Source organism: Nocardia yamanashiensis NBRC 100130 (assembly GCF_001613325.1).
In the GTDB taxonomy this organism is placed as follows: Bacteria; Actinomycetota; Actinomycetes; order Mycobacteriales; family Mycobacteriaceae; genus Nocardia; species Nocardia yamanashiensis.
Genome location: NZ_BDCD01000014.1, coordinates 1 through 15897, shown reverse-complemented (window position 1 = coordinate 15897; position 15897 = coordinate 1). Strand labels below are relative to the sequence as shown.

Below are 15897 nucleotides of genomic sequence, written 5' to 3'. Positions count from 1 at the left end.
GACGCGAGTTGGATTCTTGCAGGGAATAACCTCGAGGTCGTGGTTTTCGTGAAGGTGTGCGGGTTGAGTTCGATCGGCGACGTCGAGACCGCGGTGGCCGCCGGTGCCGACGCGGTCGGGTTCGTGCTGAGCCGGACCAGTGTGCGGGCCGTGGAGCCCGCGCTGGTGAAGGAATTGGCCGGAAGCGTTCCGGCAGAGGTGGATTCGGTGCTGGTCGTGCACGATGTGAGCGCCGAGGAGGGCGCTCGGGTGGCCCTGGAGGTCGGGGTCGACGTGCTGCAACTGCACGGGCGCTACACGAAGGCGGATTTCGAGGCGGCGGCCGCGCTGGGCGTGCGGTTGTGGCGGGCGACCTCGCTGAAGGACGAGCCGGATCTGCGGGTGGGGGCGTTCGGGGAGGAAGTGCTGCTGCTGGATTCGCCCAAGGCCGGGTCGGGGCAGCGATGGGATCTGTCGGCGCTCACCGCGGCACGACCGACCGGCCGGTGGCTGCTGGCGGGTGGCCTGGCTCCCGGCAATGTGCGGGAAGCCATCGCGCAGGCTCAGCCCTGGGGCGTGGATGTCTCGAGCGGCGTCGAATCGAGCCCGGGGGTCAAGGACCACGACCTGATTCGCGCGTTCCTCACTGCGGCGCGCGCGGAGTAACCGAATCCCGGCCCGCCTGCCGGGTATTGGCGGTGATGACCTCCACCAGCGCCTGCTCCGGATCCGACAGCCGGGTGCGGCGATGCATGAGCACGAAATCCAGTTCGCCCAGTTCCGGTAGGCGCGAATCGGTCAGCGGGACGAGATCCTCGGGCAGCACGCTCTCCGCGTGCACCACGATGCCCAGCCCGGCCAGGGCTGCGGCGCGCAAACCGAGCAGGCTGTCACTGACACAGCTGACGCGATAGGTACGGCCCGCGTGACGCAGCGCGCGCAATGCGAGCTCCCGGGTCAGGCTGGGGTCGGGATAGGTCACCAGGGGTATCGGATCGTCGAATTCCGTTGCGGCGGAACGACCCGCCCAGATGAGCCGATCGCGCCAGAGCAGCCGGCCGTGCCGCTCGCCCGGCAGCCGCTTGCCGAAGACCAGATCGAGTTCCCCGGCGGTCATGCGTGTTTTGAGGTTCTCGCTCAAACCCACCGTCAGCTCCAGGTCGACGCCGGGATGGATGCGCTGGAACTCGACCAGAATGTCGGGCAGCTCGCGGGCCATCAGATCGTCGGACGCGCCGAGGCGGATGAGCCCGGTCAGAGTGGAATCGGAGAAATAGCGTTCGGCCTGGGCCTGCGCGTCGAGAATGCGGCGGGCGAACCCGACCATGGCCGCCCCGTCGGCGGTGAGCGCCAGATTGCGGGTGTCGCGGCGGAACAGTTCCCGGCCCGCGGCCTGTTCCAGCCGGGCGATATGACCGCTGACCGTGGATTGCCGCAGCCCGAGCAGGCGGCCCGCCGCGGTGAAGCCGCCCGCGCGCTCCACGGCCAGGAAGGTGCGCAGGAGATCGGGTTCGAACACCGGTGAATTATCGCATTTCCCGTTCGGAGTTATCGGATCGAACGACTATCGCGATCGGTCGGCCGGCTCCTACCGTTCCAAGGGTGAGCATCCTGGCCAAGCTTCGTATCGATCCGTTCCTGCTCGGCATTCTCGCCACCGTGGCGTGCGCGGCGGTACTGCCCGCGCGCGGCGAGGCGGCGGAGCTGCTCGGCTGGGCCACCAAGATCGCCATCGCGGTGCTGTTCCTGCTCTATGGCGCGCGCCTGGAACCCCGCGAGGCGCTGGCGGGCCTGCGGCACTGGCGACTGCATTCCGCCGTGCTGGCAGCGACTTTCGTGGTCTTTCCGCTGTTCGGGCTGGCGCTGCGGGTGCTGGTGCCGTCGGTGCTGAGCGAGGACCTCTACACCGGGGTGCTGTTCCTGTGCCTGGTGCCCTCGACCGTGCAGTCCTCGATCGCGTTCACCTCGATCGCGCGCGGGAATGTGGCGGGCGCGGTGGTGAGCGCGTCGCTGTCGAACCTGGCCGGGGTGTTCGTGACCCCGCTGCTGGTGATCCTGCTGCTGAACACCACCGGCGAGGTGCGGGTGTCGGCGTCGGCGGTGCTGGCCATCGTGGTGCAGTTGTTGCTGCCGTTCTTGGCCGGGCAGCTGCTGCGGCCGCGGCTGGGCTGGGTGCTGCGCCGGCCCACGCTGCTCACGGCCGTGGATCGCGGGTCGGTGTATCTGGTCGTGTACGCGGCTTTCAGCGCGGGCGTGGTGCAGGGCATCTGGAAGGGATTGTCGGCGAAGGATCTCCTGGCCACCGTCGCCGTGTGTGCCGCCCTGCTGGCGGTCGTGTTGTGCGCGACCGCGCTCGGCAGCCGGTGGCTGGGGTTCACGCGTCCGGACCGCATCGTCATGACCTTCTGCGGGTCCAAGAAGAGCCTGGCCACCGGACTACCGATGGCGTCGGTGCTGTTCGCCGGGCATGCGGTGGGGCTGATCGTGCTGCCGCTCATGCTCTTTCACCAGATCCAGCTGATCACCTGTGCCGCGCTGGCGCGCCGGTACGCCCGCGCGGATGAGACCGAGGCATCCGAGCCGGCGATCGTGCGCTGATCCGCTCAGCGGCGGAATTCCTCGACCGGCTGGAATTCCGCGTGCCGGTCGCCCATTTCATTGCGGTACCACCGCTCGCGGCGGGCACGCTGCACCCGGTCGGCGAGGGCGTCCAGACCGGGCACGATGCGCCGGGCCGTCTCCGCACCGAAGATCAAGGGAGCCTGTGCGATCGGATGCAATATCCAGGGGAACCGGTTCGGCATGGTGTGGCGGGCGTAGGTCGCCGGTGGCAGCCATACGCCGGTGTAGCCGATCTGCACCCGATAGTTGAACTCGTCACGAATCCGCTTGTGCCACGGCGTATCCGGCTTCGGTGCGAAAGCGGGCAGATACGATTCGACCAGTTCCTCGCCGTCCGCTCCGGCCGTGTGAGCGCGTTTGACGAACGCGGCGAACATGAGCCGCACCGAGTCGCGGAAATCGCGCGGATACCACTCGGGCTGCACACCGAGCAGATGACCGACGTACCGCCAGAAGTGCAGTGTCGCTTCGATTTCCCGGATCGTGGTCTGATACCCGATGCTCCAGAGCGCCAGCCCCGGCACCACGCTGCCGCCCATCAGGGTGAGGGTGGCATCGCCGACGCTGATCGGCACACCCCAAGCCGCGTGATCCCATTCGGGCCGCTTAGTCAGCTTGCGGCGGATGAACACGTGCATGATCCGCACCCGCATGGCGGTCTGACGGCCGCGCGCACCGGGATACAGGCCGCCGGGTTCGGACACGTCGATCCAGAACCGCACCGTCTCCAGCTGCCGCTTGTGCGCCCGCGCACCCGTATAGCCGCCGGTGTAGGCGAGCGGTTTGGCGATGGAACTCTCCGAGTACATCTCCAGGGTGCTGGTGGTGGCGAAGCTGAAAACCGAAGTGCCCCAGCGGCGGAACACCCGCGCGCCCAGCTCGACCAGCTCCGGATCCAGCCAGTCGGGCGGCGTCTCGTACTCGCGGAACAGCCGCACCAGCGACGGCGGCGCGTCCGGCACCGACTCGATTCCGTGGGTGAGCGCGCGATCGAGCATGGCGCGCCCCGCCTTCGGGCCCAACTCGCCCAGATACACCTCGTCCACGAACGCCTCCGCCACCGGATCGGCCTGGTAGTAGGCCGCGCCGAACGCACTCACCAGGTCCTCGGAAGGCTGCGGATCGAAGCGGAAGATGCGCTGCCACAGCCGGCGCGCCCGCTGCACATCGGGATCGGAAATCCGCTCCCGATAGCGGAATTCGGTGGGTGCCGGGTGATCCGGCGAGAAGGCCGCAGTGCTCATACCGAAACTGTAAAATGAGTTCGTGCTCATGTTCTACTTCGATTTCGCGCCGCGTTCGTAGGCCGACGGTATGGCATCTGAACTGCGTAAGAGCCCGAAACAACAGCGCGCGCTGGACTCCCGGGAACGGGTCGTCGAAGCGGCCGCTCAACTTTTTGCAGAACGCGGCATCGCCGACACCTCGACCAATCGGATCGCCGCGCATGCGGGTATGAGCATCGGCACCCTCTACCGCTACTTCGCCGACCGCGAGGAAATCGTGGAGGTCCTGCGCACCCGCTTCCTCGCCGAGATCGAGGAGCGCTTCACCACCGCTGTCCTCGGCACCCTCGCCGGACCGCCCCGCGACGCCGTCGCCGCCAGCCTGCGCGCCATCGCCGACACCCTCGCCGCCCAAGAGGGCCTGGCCCGCGCCCTGGTCGCGCAGATCCCGCTCAGCGCCCTCGAACTGACCGACCTCGAACGCCGCCTGCTGGTCCTCACCCGCGCCTACCTGCTGCACCAGTGGGGACCCCGCGACAATGCCGACCTCGACGGCAAAGCCCTGGTCATGATGAACACCGGCCTGGCGGCCAGCTTCCGGATCGCGTTCTCGCCCAAAGGGATCGACCGCGACCGGCTGATCGAGGACACCGCCGCCATGATCGGGGCGTGGATCGAGAGTGAACGCGAGACGGCGTGACGCGGGCGACGGAAGAGGCCCGCGATGCGCTATCGCGGGCCTGGCTGGATCACGCTGCGGCAGGGACGGGTCAGAGCACCACGCTGTAGTAGTCGGTGTCGAAATCCATTGCGTCCTTCGTAGTTTCGATCATGGCGGTAATGCGGATTAGGGAGCCGGCGAGCAGGCCGGTGAAGGCGCGGCGGCCGTCTGCGGCCTCGCGGGGGCTGGTGGATTCCGATAGGTCGAGCGCGTCCGCCCATTCCATCAAGGCGGCCTCGGCTTCGGGACCGGATAGGTCGAGGTGGATGGTGCCGAGAAACTCCGGACGGTCCGCGCCGGGCGTGGCGAGGCGGGCGCAGCTGTCCCAGGTCCAGGTGACGCTCGGCAGATCGGTGCCGGTGGCGCTGGCGGCGGTCGAATTCACCAGTTCCGACACCGTATCCATGGCGGCGAGCATGAGGGAATCGGTCACACCGGGCAGGGTCTCACCCGGTCACCGGGGAATACGCGTGACGCGCCGGTGCGGGTGTCATCGATGGCCGGAATTGCCATAGTCGTGTCATTGACGCCATCCGGGCGTGGTCGCAGGCTGGAGGCATGCGGGTGGTGCTGATGGTGGTGTTCGACGGGTTCCAATTGCTGGACCTGTCCGGGCCCGCCGATGTGTTCAGCGGGGCCGCGTTCCTGGGGGCCACGCCCGGGTATCGGGTGGAGATCGCGGCGACGCCCGCCGGGCCGGTGCGGTCCGCGAGCGGGGTCGAGGTGATCGCGCGCCATGACCTCGCGACCTGGGACGAGCCCGTCGACACGCTGCTGGTGGCCGGGGGCCTGTCGTCGTGGGCGGCGTGCCGGGACGCGGCGCTGGTGGGCGGGATCGAACGGGTCGCCGGGATGTCCGCGCGGACCGGGTCGGTGTGCTCGGGGGCGTTCCTGCTGGCGCAGGCCGGACTGTTGGAGGGCCGCCGGGCCACCACGCACTGGGCGGGCGGAGAACTGCTGGCGCGTGAATTTCCCGGTGTGCGCACCGAACCCGATCGGATCTATGTGCAGGACGGGCCGGTGTGGACCTCGGCCGGGGTGACTGCCGGGATCGATTTGGCGCTGGCCATCGTGGCCGCTGATCACGGGCCGGAACTGGCCCGGGAGGTGGCGCGATGGCTGGTGGTGTATCTGCATCGGCCGGGCGGGCAGAGCCAGTTCAGCGCACCCATCGCCGCGGATCCGCCGAAACGGGATTCCCTTCGCACGCTGCAGGTTTGGCTGGAAGAGAACCTCGCCGAGGATCTGTCGCTGGCGGCGCTGGCGGCACGTGCGGGGATGAGCACGCGGCATTTCTCGCGGGTGTTCGCCGGGGAGACGGGGCTGACGCCGGCCCGCTACGTCGAACGGGTGCGGATCGGCGCGGCGCGGCGGCTGCTGGAAACCACCGACCAGCCCCTGGACCGGGTCGCGGCCGCCGTCGGGCTCGGCAGTCCCGAGACGCTGTATCGAATCTTCCACCGCCACTTGGGCATTCCGCCGGGCGAGTATCGCGCCCGGTTCACTCGGTTCTGAAAGAGAGATCGTCTGATGACATTCCAGATCGCCATCGTGTTGTATCCGGGGCTCACCGTGCTGGATGCGATCGGTCCCTACGAGGTGCTGCGCAATCTGCCGGACAGTGAACTGCGGTTCGTGTCCAACGAAGTCGGGCCGATCGTGTCCGACAGCGGGGTGCTGGTGCTCGGGGCCACGCACACGTTCGCCGAGACTCCGGCTCCGGACCTGGTACTGGTACCAGGTTCCGCGTCTGCGACGGCGACGGCCATGGCGGACAAGGAATTGGTGGAATGGTTGCGGGCGGTCCATCGGACGACGCAATGGACCACCTCGGTGTGCAGCGGTGCGCTGGTGCTGGCCGCCGCCGATATTCTGCGCGGGCATCCGGCCACCACACACTGGGCGGCGCAGCCCGCGCTGGCCGCGTTCGGGGCGAAATCCCGGCCGCACGAGCGGATCGTGCGCAGCGGGAAGATCGTCACCGCCGCCGGGGTGTCGGCCGGGATCGATCTCGGGCTGTGGCTGGCGGGGGAGATCGCGGGGGAGGAGCGGGCGCAGCTGATCCAGCTTGCCATCGAATACGATCCGCATCCGCCGTTCGACACCGGCCACCCGGACAAGGCTTCCGCGGATCTGCTCCGCAAGGCGCGGCTGGAGATGACGAAAATCGCCGCCGGGCCGCGGCTTCCGGTCGATATCGCCACCTCGCTCTGGCGGCTCGCCCTGAATCGCGCACGCGACCGCAAGACCCGCGCCGCGGTGTGAACCGGTAAGTCCGCCAATCGAATCCGGCGATCGGGGTAGCGTCGAGGAATGGAGCGCCTCGAGGCCGGGTTCTTCGTGGACCCGCACGCCTACTACCGGCAATGGCGGGAACAGGGGCCGGTGCGGTGCGTCGACTTCGGTGACGGGCTGCGGCGGTGGATCGTGCTCGGGTACGCCGAGGGGCGGGCGTTGCTCGCCGATCCGCGGCTGGCCAAGGACATCGACCGGCTGACCGCGCTGGTGTCGGCGAAAAGGGGTGTGCCGCAGCGGGATACGCCGCTCGACCCGGGGATGCGGCATATGCTCAATGCCGATGCGCCCGACCACACCCGGCTGCGCAAGGCGGTGAGCAGGGCGTTCACCGGGCGGCGCATTGCCGGACTGTGTCCGCTCATCGAGCGCACCGCCGAGGATCTCCTCACCGGGATGGCCGCCGCCGAGGAGGTGGATCTGCTCGAGGCGTTCGCGGTTCCGCTGCCGGTGGCGGTCATCTGCGATCTGCTCGACGTCGCCATCGACGATCACGATGCGTTCCGGGAGTGGACCAAGGCGATCGTGGGGACGGTGTCCGCGCCGGCCGATCGGGTGCGGGCGCAGGCTCAAATGGTTGAGTTCCTGCGGAAGTTGCTGCGGCGCAAACGGGCTCAGCCGGGGGATGATCTGCTCTCCGTGCTCGTCACCGATGCCGAGGCGCGGCTGGACGAGGACGAGCTCATCGGGATGGCGTTGCTGCTGCTCGTCGCCGGGCACGAAACCACCGTCAATCTCATCGGCAACGGCACCCTCGCATTGTTGCGGGACCGGGCGCGGTGGGAGGAGTTGTGCGGCGATCCGGCCGGTATTCCCACGGTCGTCGAAGAGTTTCTGCGCTTGGACGGGCCCGTGAATCTGGCCACCACTCGGTACACCACGGAGCCGATTCCGGTGGGGGACACCGTTATCCCCGCGGGTGAACTCGTGTCCATCGCGCTGGCTGCCGCGAATCGGGATCCCGGGCAGTATCCCGTGCCTACCGCCCTCGCACCGGAAACCAACCAGTCGGCCCACCTGGGGTTCGGGCACGGGCTGCATTTCTGCCTCGGTGCGCCGCTGGCTCGGCTGGAAGGCGCGATCGCCTTCACCGCGCTCCTTCGCCGCTACCCGAAGCTTCGCTTGGCCGTGGCCGAATCGGAGCTGCGGTGGTACCCGAACCCGGTCATTCGCGGGCTGACGGCGTTGCCGGTGCGTTTACGCTGACGTGCTCGGGTGCGCTGGACAGCCAGGACGACGGCCGCGATTGCGCTGGCGGAGAGGATGATCGGGAGGATCGACGTCCCGGTCTGATCCGCGATGCGAGCGACCGGGTTCGGGAAACCGAGCCGATCGCATGCCCAGCCCAGGGCCGCGAGGATCACCAGGAGCGCAGCGCCCACGCGCAGGACCGGCTGGGCTCGGGTGGCCGCCAGCACCAGCAGCGGCGGCAGGGCGAGGGCGACCAGCAGCAGCTGCACGGCCTCGATGCCGAGATTGAATCCGAGCACGCTGAGCGCCAGTTGGCCGGTGGACAGCTTCAATTCGGCCAGGGTGAACGCGAACGCCATGCCGTGGACCAGGCCGAAGACTCCGGCGACGAGGGCTTCGCGGCCCGGGAACAGCGGGCGGATCGCATGTGCGCCGCCCACCAGAATCGTTGCGGCGATGAGTGTTTCGATCGGGCGGGCCGGGAGATCCAGGCGGGTCAGCGCGCTGAGCACGAGCGCGACCGAGTGACCGATGGTGAATGCGATGGTGACGGCCACGATGTGCCGCACCGCGCGGCCTGCCCGCCGGTCCGGATACCAGCGACCGGCCTTCGCGATCAGCACCGCCGGCAGCAGCAGGGTGAACAGGAACAGGAGATGGTCGGTGCCTTCGAGGATATGGTGGCCGCCGAGGACGACCATGCCGGCGAAGCCGCGCCAGGCGCCGGCATCGGTCAGGTCCACCGAGAGCGGCGGGACGGTCATCGACGCGGCATCCACGCGCAGGACGCCGATTTGCCTTGCCGCATTACCGGATTCGACCTGTCCGGCTTGCCAGTCCTGGCGGACCGCGACGATGGCGGTGTGCGTGACGACCTTGTGCATGACGGCGTCGTAGGTCAGCGCGAAATGGCGCATGCCGGCGCCTGCCGGTGGGGTGAGAACCGCATGCGCGACCAGTTCCTTGTCGGGGCCGGTTGCTGTCCGGTCCGTGTAGTCCAATCTGAGATCGGTGATCCGGACGCTCCACGGCGCACCCTCTGACGTGGCGGGCCGCAGGTGATCGTGCAGATAGGTCGCCAGTCCGGTGCTCTCGGTGTCCGACAGTCGCGTGCGCAGGTCGACACGGATGCCGCTCGCCTCCGCGAGATCCATGGTGGGGATCAGCAGTTCGGCTTCGATCGCGGTCTCGCGGACATCGAGGAAGACGTTGGTGCCCGGCATCGGATGTGCTTGCGCGGGTGCGGTATTCGGGTTGCACAGCAGGGCGAGCACCGCGCAACCCAGTACGATCAGCGCGATTCGGAGCGTTCGTGTCACAGGCCGATGATGCGCGGATCACCGGGATCGCCGAATCGGCCGATCGACCTATTTCGCCGAAGCGACCTTGTCCACGGCGGCCACGAACAGCTTGTCGAAGGCCGCGGCGTCCAGTCCGGTGTCCATCGATACGGCCGAGAGGTTCACGGTCATCCCGCGCACCACCGCGATGGCGTCGATCTTGATGCCGGTGGTGGAGCCCGCGCCCGAGCTGCCGCTGGTGCTGTACGCGACGGCCTGATCGGCCCGCAGCCCTGCGGGTAGCTGATGCGCCGTGAACTTCAGGTGAATGTCGCTGTTGCCCTGCCGAATAGTGAGATCGGCGCACTTGCCGAGGATGGTGTCTTTGATCTTGGCGATATCCATCGCGCGGTCGATCACCGCCTCGGCGTAGAACACGCCACGATCGTCATCCGTCGCGGCGACCGCCGAAATACTGCTGTCCGGAACGCCGGACATGACATCCCGCGTGTCCTCGGTACAGCCCGCCGGCGTCACGGTCTCGTGGCTGACCGTGGTCGATTCACCGGGCTGCGTGGCCGGAATGATCTCCGTCTTGGTCCCGGCCGGGAAATCCGATTCGGTCAGCAATAGCTCGGCGCGCGGTGTGCTCGGCTTCGGCTGGGATGCGGTGGAACCGCTGTCCGAATCGCCGCATCCGGTGGTCAGTACGGCGATCATGGTCGCCGCTACCGCTATTCCGCCCCATCGCATCCGGCGATGATAGTCCTTCCTCACTCGAGGAAACGCCGTAATTCGGCGGTCACGAATTCGGGATTCTCCTCGATCAGCCAATGTCCGGCATGCGGGACATCAACTGCCCTGACGATATTGGTCATGCGGGGCGACACGGTGCCGCGAACCGCGTCCAGTTGCCCCTGCGCGGTCATGAGCAGGGTGGGTACGGCGGTCGGCGTGGCGGCGGTGGTATCGCTAACATCCTGGTCGAGACTGCGATACAGGTCGAACCCGCCTGAGAGCCGCTCGGGTTTGCTGTATGTCCGTGCGAATTCACTGATCTCCGCATCAGTGAACGGTGACCGGTCCGACGTGCCTCCGAATGCCGTGCCGCCGAACGAAACCTGCGGATAGAACAGCGCCAGATACTCCCGCACATGATCACCGACCACCGTCTCCGGCACGCGCCGCTGATCATGAAAAGCGATGTGCCAGCTCATGGTTCGGTAGGTCGCCGCGTCGATTCCCGGACCCGGCAACGGCAGATCGAAGTATCCCAGCCGTGCGGTATCCGCCGGGAACTGCGCGGCATATTGGAACGCCACCGCCGCACCGAAATCATGCCCGACAACCTGCACGTCGCGCACGCCCAGCCTGGTCATGAGCGTGTGGACGTACCGGGCCAGCGTGGCCTTGTCGTACCCGCTAGGTGACCCTGAACTATCGCCCAGCCCAGGCAGATCCACCGCATACACAGTGTGGTTCTCGGCGAGCGCCGGCATGATCGGCCACCAGCCGTACCAGGTCTGTGGCCAGCCGTGAAGCAACACCACCGGCGTACCCGTGCCGCCCTTCACGTAATGCATGCGAACGCCATCGACGTCGGCGAACTCGTGCCGGAAGGTGCTTTCGAAAGCCGGATCGCCCGCGGTGGCGGCGGCATAGGGCGCGATGTCCGACGCCGCGTCCGAACAAGCCACCCCGCCCGTCACGATTGTCAGGCTGAGCAGGGCGGCGGCCGCCGCACGAACGAAACGCTCATACCGGCCTGCCACCCGAATTGCGCTGGTCATCGAGACTCCTTAGGTCGAGAAGTGCCCAGTCTTGCCACCCACCCCACGCTCTGGCACGCCCTCGTGCGGTTTCGGCAAGATGAATCGCATGGACCGCAGCACCGACGAAGTCCTCGACCAGGTAGGCCCCCGCCTCCGCGCCCTACGTCAATCCCGCGCCATCACTCTCGCCGACCTCGCCACCCGAACCGGCGTATCCGAAAGCACCCTCTCCCGCCTCGAAAGCGGCCACCGCCGAGCCACCCTGGAACTCCTCCTCCCGCTCTCCCGCATCTACGACGTCCCCCTGGACGACCTCGTAGGAGCCCCCCGAACCGGCGACCCCCGGATCCACCTCAAACCCATCACCCGAGCCGGCATGACCTACATCCCGCTGTCCCGCCGCCCCGGTGGAGTGAACGCCTTCAAACTCCTGATTCCCGCCACCCGTGACCCACTGGAACCAACCCTCCAAACCCACGAAGGCACCGAATGGCTCTACGTCCTCAACGGCCACCTCCGCCTCGTACTCGGCGACCGCGACCTGACCCTCCCACCCGGCGAAGCCGCCGAATTCGACACCGCCACCCCACACTGGCTGGGCACCGCCGACGGCAACCCGGTAGAACTCCTGATCCTCTTCGGACTCCAAGGAATCCGCACCCACATCCGCTGAACCCCAGCGCGTTTCGATCAGCTGACGTATTCACGCGGGTCGACGCGGGCGGCGACCGGCCAAGCCGACGTTTCGACCGCCGGATGCCCCGAGACCGCGCGAACGGCTTCGTCGATGGTGCAGGCCGAGCAGATGTAGATGGGACGATCGACGGACATGCGGGTGCGTGCCGGTGCGAAACGGCCCCATGGTTGGGCGCAGCGCGGGCAGTGCGGGGCAACTATGCCGACCCCGTACACCGGGCCGATGGAACGCTTGTCCAGCAGCCGATCAGGTTGGTGCTCAATGTGATACGGAAAGATGCCCATGGCGTGCATGGCGGCAGCAGGATCCGGCAGCCCCACGGTGATCGAGCGGCCATCAGTTCTGCGGATATGCAGGGCGGGGCCACTACGCAAGGCCACCGTCTTTCCGTGTTTACGACTGCGTGTAAACCCCCAGCCTCCGGTGTTCGCGATCTGGACGATTTCGACGTGGTAGATGCTGTCTCGGGCAATTCTGTGACGGGGGAAGCCGAAGAACCCGCGATTGACGATCAGGCCGTTGGGTCCTGCGCTGATGCGCTGGCTTGTCGTGAGCAGAGCCTGCGTAGCGGTCAAGACAAGCCCGACATTGAGGAGGATTTCCGCCCACAGTGGGCCTGGCACAGTCAAGTTGACGCCGTAATTGACGGAGAAGGTGCCAATGCCGAACCAGAAGTTCGGCCAGTTGGTGACGCGGCTCGTGTAGACAGTCGCGACAGGCATTACATCAACTCCTGGATCATGCCGAGCACCTCGGCCTTGCTGTACCCATTCGCGCGTGCGGCATCGACCAACTGCCGAGCAGCCTGCTCCACCGGCGCCGAAACCGGAGCCTTGGCGGTAACCCGAACCCCCCGCCCCCGCCGAAAATCCACAACTCCCTCCTCCCGGAGTCGCCGATAGGCTGCCAACACAGTATTCCGGTCCACATCCAACGCCAGCGCCAATTCCGTTGCAGGCGGCAACTGTTCATTCACCGCCAACCCCTCGTTGGTCACCGCCCGCCGAACACACCCCGCAATCTGCTCCTGCAACGACACCCTGGATGCCTGATCGATGTACCACAACATGGTGCTAATGAAACTAGCACTATTTACCGCTCCTGGCGCGCCGATAGCCCCAGAAGCCTTGCGCTTCCGGGGCTTCGAGCGCGGTCGTCAGTCGCTGCCGACCGGTTGGACGATGCCCGGTGCGGTGTGAATGATGCCGGTATCCGTGCAGATCACATCAGTGATCTTGACCAGCGCAGCGAGGTCGCCGGATTCGAAATATGCTGTGCTCGGGACGATTACCGCTCTGACGCCCTCGGCGTACGCGAGGTTCATCAGACGGTTGATCACTGCTCCGGGTCGGTCGAGTCCGCCGTAGTAGATCAGAACCACTGGCCATCCGTGTTCGGCGGCGAACGAGTGGATGCGTGCTTGGTCCTGTTTCCATGATCGTCCCGAGAGATCTTTGCGGAGAAAGCCGATGACGTAGTCTGTCAAGTTCGTCCTCCGATGTAGTCGCGATAGACGGGCCGGGTGATCGCGAGCCGACCTCGGTACGTGCAGTGCCACCGCGCGGGCCCGTGCACGGTGCCGGATACCAAGCCGCTGCGGGAGAGTCGTGACAGCGCTCGGTGGATCGAGGTTTCGGGCGTTCCGGTTGCCCGGCGTAGCTGCGGCACGGTCAATGCGCCGACGGGATGAAGGAGCGCCAGTGCGCCAAGGATTTTCGCCTCGGACTGAGTGAATGGCATCGCTCACCACCCTGGATCTGCGGGTCGTCGAGTTGGTCCGATGGCTTGCGGCACTGGCGCGAGGGTGGTGCCTGGAACGAAGATTTCCATCTCGGGTGTTCTCCATGTCCCTGGAACGGCTTCGGAGTGCACCCGGCGCCGAGTTCTGGTGGGCTCGGGCACCGGGGCGACCTGGAACCTATGCCGGTTCGGCATCGCGAAGGGGTACGAACCTACCCGCGGCTTCGATACGCTGGCACTTATCGTCCAGCACGAGGAGGTGGTCCCCGTGAGTGGTTCAGGAACTCCCTCGGAGATCGGCCGACGGGTCCGGTTGCACCGAGAGCGGGTCGGAATGGCGCGGCCGGTGCTGGCCGCCCAGATCGGCCGGTCCGCCGAATGGCTGAAAGCTCTGGAAAACGGCAAGATCCAGCGGGCGCCCAGTCTGGAGTTGCTGCTGCGGATCGCCCGTGTCCTGGAACTGGACGACCTTGCGGTGCTGACCGGCGACGAGCATGCGGTACCGGTGACCGTCTTCGCAGGTGAACGCCACGCTGCGCTGTCGGACGTGCAGGCTGCCCTGACCGACTACCGGATCACTCCGGGCGGCCATCCGGTCTCGGTCGAGCACCTCGGCGAGCGTTTGCGCAAGGCCTGGCGCATCCGCCATTCGAGCCCGGACCATCGCTCGCAACTGGGTGCGCTGTTGCCGGGGCTCATTCGCGACGCCCAGACCGCGGCGCGCACATCCGAGGACCGTCGTGACGCACGCCGGATCCTGGCCGGCGTCTACCAACTGGCGGATTTCTATGTCGCCTACCAACCCGCTCCGGAGCTGGTATGGATGGTCGCCGATCGCGCCGTGAACGAGGGCTACGAAGCCGACGATCCCTACGTGATCGCCTGCAGCGCTTGGGCGATGGTGCAAGCGCTCCGTGACTCCGGGCGCTGGGAAGAGGCAATCGCGCTGGCCCGCAACGCGATCGACCAGCTCACCCCCTACCTCGACCGCGACAACACCCCCGACGATTGGCACGGCATCGCCGGCGCATTGGAATTCGAGATCGCCTACGTCCATGGTCGGCGTGGCCGCTCCGGCGACGCCTGGCACGGCCTCGAACGGGCAGACCGGATCTCCCGTCAACTCGGCCCGACCTACCGGCACGTCCAAACCAGCTTCTCGCAACCGGTCATGGCCGCCCACGCCACCACGCTCGGCGTCGAACTGCGCCAGCCCGGCGCGGCCCTGCGAGCCGCGCGGTCCATCGACGCCGACCACATCGTGTCCGTACCCCGCCGCGGTCGCCACCTCATCGAGGTCGCCCGTGCGTACATGCAACGGGACGAGGACACCGCCGCACTCACCATGCTGGTGAAATCGGAACAGACCGCCCCGGAAACGATCCGCTACAACGGATTCGCCCGCGACATGGTGCAAACCCTGCTGCGCAAGCCTCCGACCGGCATGCGTGCCGAGATCAGCGAGTTGAGTCGGCGGGTAGGCATCCGGGCCTAGTCAGGGTCTGCGCGTCCTGATTTGTCGGTGCCCATCATTAGCGTTCTGGTCCGGCGGGGGAGGTTCGCTCGCCTGTGTGAGACAAGGACATTCGATGGCATTGATTCGACAGATTGGTACCGTTGCCCTCGTGGGGGCCGCGCTGTTCAGCGTGGGTGCGGGGATCTCGGGGGCGGACGAATCGCACACTGTGCTCTATGAGGCGTGGGCCAATGGCGGCGCTTCGACCGATGCGGTCACCTACCTCGGTGACAATTACGAAGCGCTGCAGGACACGAACGTGGCTCTGCCGTGGTCGAAGTCGGTTACCTCGACCGCTTCGATCCCGGCCTGGAACATGAACGTGCAGAACACCGCACACTCTGGTTCCGTCTCCTGCCGGATTACGGTCGACGGTGTGGTCAAGGATCAGCAGACGGTCGATGGGTTCGCCGCTATCGCGGTGTGCTCAGTGTCTTAGCCCGACGGTTCGGGTATGAGGAAGGCCCGGAAGCGTTGGGCTTCCGGGCCTTCGGGGGTAGTGCGGGGTCAGCCGCGGCGGCGGTTGCCTGCGCCGGTGCGGGAGAAGCCGGCGAGGCCGCCGGTGCTGCCGGCGGGGGCGGCGCCGCGGCCGGAGGTGCGGGCACCTGAGTTGGAGGAGGTGCTGCGGGTTCCGTTTCCGGATGCGTTGCGGCCGTTGCCGGTTGCGGTGCGGGCGTTGGTGGAGCCGGTGCTGTTGTTGCGTGCTGCGCCGGTGCCGGTGGTGCGGCCGCCCGCGTTGGCGGGCTTGCGGCCGCCGGTTGCGTTGTGGGCGTTGGAGTTGCGGCCTTCGCCGGTGGATTGGGTGCCGCGGGCGGGGCGTTTGCGGGCGGTGGGGGCGCCGGCGGGGCTGTTGCGGGG

At 67.3% G+C, this 15897-nt stretch carries 19 protein-coding genes and 1 pseudogene; 9 read left to right on the top strand and 11 right to left on the bottom strand.

The features are described from left to right. Positions 1 to 39 precede the first annotated feature (39 nt). Positions 40 to 645: a phosphoribosylanthranilate isomerase gene (locus NY1_RS14595; RefSeq protein ID WP_067712568.1), complete on the top strand. Its 606-nt coding sequence runs from the start codon at positions 40 to 42 to the stop codon at positions 643 to 645. Here NY1_RS14595 and NY1_RS14590 read toward each other — a convergent pair. Beyond that, complete coding sequence (locus tag NY1_RS14590) at positions 623 to 1498, bottom strand: LysR family transcriptional regulator (protein ID WP_067712565.1); 876 nt, start codon at positions 1496 to 1498, stop codon at positions 623 to 625. The two genes, NY1_RS14595 and NY1_RS14590, sit on opposite strands and share 23 nt — an antisense overlap. An 83-nt stretch (positions 1499 to 1581) precedes the next feature. Here NY1_RS14590 and NY1_RS14585 point away from each other — a divergent pair, with 83 nt between their 5' ends. Continuing rightward, positions 1582 to 2577 (top strand): bile acid:sodium symporter family protein, encoded by a 996-nt coding sequence (locus NY1_RS14585; RefSeq protein ID WP_067712564.1) that lies wholly within the window; start codon positions 1582 to 1584, stop codon positions 2575 to 2577. 5 nt (positions 2578 to 2582) lie between these two features. Here NY1_RS14585 and NY1_RS14580 read toward each other — a convergent pair whose 3' ends face one another. Then, positions 2583 to 3845 carry an oxygenase MpaB family protein gene (locus NY1_RS14580; protein ID WP_067712562.1) on the bottom strand — a complete coding sequence of 421 codons (1263 nt, stop codon included), beginning with the start codon at positions 3843 to 3845 and terminating at the stop codon, positions 2583 to 2585. Between the two features lie 70 nt (positions 3846 to 3915). Between NY1_RS14580 and NY1_RS14575 the strand changes: the two genes are divergently transcribed. Continuing rightward, a complete protein-coding gene (locus NY1_RS14575) occupies positions 3916 to 4527 on the top strand; it encodes a TetR/AcrR family transcriptional regulator (RefSeq protein ID WP_067712560.1) in 612 nt (203 codons plus the stop codon). Positions 4528 to 4597: 70 nt separating this feature from the next. On the opposite strand, the gene NY1_RS14570 is transcribed toward NY1_RS14575, so the two are convergent. Further along, positions 4598 to 4981 carry a hypothetical protein gene (locus NY1_RS14570; protein ID WP_067712558.1) on the bottom strand — a complete coding sequence of 128 codons (384 nt, stop codon included), beginning with the start codon at positions 4979 to 4981 and terminating at the stop codon, positions 4598 to 4600. Positions 4982 to 5106: 125 nt separating this feature from the next. Here NY1_RS14570 and NY1_RS14565 point away from each other — a divergent pair, with 125 nt between their 5' ends. Genes NY1_RS14565 through NY1_RS41995 form a run of 3 tightly spaced genes read left to right on the top strand, consistent with a single transcriptional unit; the run spans position 5107 to position 8049 of the window. After that, entirely contained in the window at positions 5107 to 6063 is a 957-nt protein-coding gene (locus tag NY1_RS14565) for a GlxA family transcriptional regulator (protein WP_067712555.1), read from the top strand. A 15-nt stretch (positions 6064 to 6078) separates the two neighbouring features. After that, complete coding sequence (locus NY1_RS14560; RefSeq protein WP_067712552.1) at positions 6079 to 6813, top strand: DJ-1/PfpI family protein; 735 nt, start codon at positions 6079 to 6081, stop codon at positions 6811 to 6813. 48 nt (positions 6814 to 6861) lie between these two features. Continuing rightward, the gene (locus NY1_RS41995; RefSeq protein ID WP_084534974.1) at positions 6862 to 8049 is read left to right on the top strand and encodes a cytochrome P450 family protein; all 1188 of its coding nucleotides are present in this window, start codon (positions 6862 to 6864) and stop codon (positions 8047 to 8049) included. Here NY1_RS41995 and NY1_RS14555 read toward each other — a convergent pair. From NY1_RS14555 to NY1_RS14545, 3 genes are read right to left on the bottom strand one after another with little or no spacing between them, the layout of a single operon-like run. Continuing rightward, positions 7950 to 9353 (bottom strand): HupE/UreJ family protein, encoded by a 1404-nt coding sequence (locus tag NY1_RS14555; RefSeq protein ID WP_067712549.1) that lies wholly within the window; start codon positions 9351 to 9353, stop codon positions 7950 to 7952. The genes NY1_RS41995 and NY1_RS14555 overlap by 100 nt on opposite strands. Positions 9354 to 9401: 48 nt before the next feature. Further along, positions 9402 to 10067, bottom strand: coding sequence for a hypothetical protein (locus NY1_RS14550; protein ID WP_157762241.1), 666 nt, complete (start codon positions 10065 to 10067; stop codon positions 9402 to 9404). A gap of 20 nt (positions 10068 to 10087) precedes the next feature. Then, complete coding sequence (locus tag NY1_RS14545; RefSeq protein ID WP_067712543.1) at positions 10088 to 11104, bottom strand: alpha/beta fold hydrolase; 1017 nt, start codon at positions 11102 to 11104, stop codon at positions 10088 to 10090. Between the two features lie 88 nt (positions 11105 to 11192). Between NY1_RS14545 and NY1_RS14540 the strand changes: the two genes are divergently transcribed. After that, on the top strand, positions 11193 to 11759 hold the full coding sequence (locus tag NY1_RS14540) for a helix-turn-helix domain-containing protein (protein ID WP_067713496.1): 567 nt from the start codon (positions 11193 to 11195) through the stop codon (positions 11757 to 11759). 17 nt (positions 11760 to 11776) lie between these two features. On the opposite strand, the gene NY1_RS42910 is transcribed toward NY1_RS14540, so the two are convergent. From NY1_RS42910 to NY1_RS45625, 4 genes are all read right to left on the bottom strand, one after another. Next, entirely contained in the window at positions 11777 to 12505 is a 729-nt protein-coding gene (locus NY1_RS42910) for a hypothetical protein (protein WP_157762240.1), read from the bottom strand. Next, positions 12505 to 12852: a GntR family transcriptional regulator gene (locus NY1_RS14530; protein ID WP_067712539.1), complete on the bottom strand. Its 348-nt coding sequence runs from the start codon at positions 12850 to 12852 to the stop codon at positions 12505 to 12507. The genes NY1_RS42910 and NY1_RS14530 overlap by 1 nt, the downstream gene beginning before the upstream one ends. A gap of 87 nt (positions 12853 to 12939) precedes the next feature. Continuing rightward, positions 12940 to 13269 carry a hypothetical protein gene (locus NY1_RS14525; RefSeq protein WP_157762239.1) on the bottom strand — a complete coding sequence of 110 codons (330 nt, stop codon included), beginning with the start codon at positions 13267 to 13269 and terminating at the stop codon, positions 12940 to 12942. Continuing rightward, on the bottom strand, positions 13266 to 13523 hold the full coding sequence (locus tag NY1_RS45625; RefSeq protein ID WP_369690437.1) for a helix-turn-helix domain-containing protein: 258 nt from the start codon (positions 13521 to 13523) through the stop codon (positions 13266 to 13268). The genes NY1_RS14525 and NY1_RS45625 overlap by 4 nt, the downstream gene beginning before the upstream one ends. 268 nt (positions 13524 to 13791) lie before the next feature. On the opposite strand from NY1_RS45625, the gene NY1_RS14520 reads away from it, so the two are divergent. Further along, positions 13792 to 15018, top strand: coding sequence for a helix-turn-helix domain-containing protein (locus NY1_RS14520; RefSeq protein WP_067713493.1), 1227 nt, complete (start codon positions 13792 to 13794; stop codon positions 15016 to 15018). Positions 15019 to 15112: 94 nt separating this feature from the next. Beyond that, the gene (locus NY1_RS14515) at positions 15113 to 15478 is read left to right on the top strand and encodes an MmpS family transport accessory protein (RefSeq protein WP_084534972.1); all 366 of its coding nucleotides are present in this window, start codon (positions 15113 to 15115) and stop codon (positions 15476 to 15478) included. A 68-nt stretch (positions 15479 to 15546) separates the two neighbouring features. Here NY1_RS14515 and NY1_RS43730 read toward each other — a convergent pair. Beyond that, positions 15547 to 15897 (bottom strand): annotated as a pseudogene (locus NY1_RS43730) (hypothetical protein); the annotation flags it as partial.

What these genes read in the sequence shown, in the direction of transcription:
- NY1_RS14515 (WP_084534972.1), top strand. Translation starts at nt 15,113, where the DNA reads ATGGCATTGATTCGACAGATTGGTACCGTTGCCCTCGTGGGGGCCGCG.
- NY1_RS14550 (WP_157762241.1), bottom strand. Translation starts at nt 10,067, where the DNA reads ATGCGATGGGGCGGAATAGCGGTAGCGGCGACCATGATCGCCGTACTG.
- NY1_RS14575 (WP_067712560.1), top strand. Translation starts at nt 3,916, where the DNA reads ATGGCATCTGAACTGCGTAAGAGCCCGAAACAACAGCGCGCGCTGGAC.
- NY1_RS14530 (WP_067712539.1), bottom strand. Translation starts at nt 12,852, where the DNA reads ATGTTGTGGTACATCGATCAGGCATCCAGGGTGTCGTTGCAGGAGCAG.
- NY1_RS41995 (WP_084534974.1), top strand. Translation starts at nt 6,862, where the DNA reads ATGGAGCGCCTCGAGGCCGGGTTCTTCGTGGACCCGCACGCCTACTAC.
- NY1_RS42910 (WP_157762240.1), bottom strand. Translation starts at nt 12,505, where the DNA reads ATGCCTGTCGCGACTGTCTACACGAGCCGCGTCACCAACTGGCCGAAC.
- NY1_RS14545 (WP_067712543.1), bottom strand. Translation starts at nt 11,104, where the DNA reads ATGACCAGCGCAATTCGGGTGGCAGGCCGGTATGAGCGTTTCGTTCGT.
- NY1_RS45625 (WP_369690437.1), bottom strand. Translation starts at nt 13,523, where the DNA reads ATGCCATTCACTCAGTCCGAGGCGAAAATCCTTGGCGCACTGGCGCTC.
- NY1_RS14565 (WP_067712555.1), top strand. Translation starts at nt 5,107, where the DNA reads ATGCGGGTGGTGCTGATGGTGGTGTTCGACGGGTTCCAATTGCTGGAC.
- NY1_RS14540 (WP_067713496.1), top strand. Translation starts at nt 11,193, where the DNA reads ATGGACCGCAGCACCGACGAAGTCCTCGACCAGGTAGGCCCCCGCCTC.
- NY1_RS14560 (WP_067712552.1), top strand. Translation starts at nt 6,079, where the DNA reads ATGACATTCCAGATCGCCATCGTGTTGTATCCGGGGCTCACCGTGCTG.
- NY1_RS14580 (WP_067712562.1), bottom strand. Translation starts at nt 3,845, where the DNA reads ATGAGCACTGCGGCCTTCTCGCCGGATCACCCGGCACCCACCGAATTC.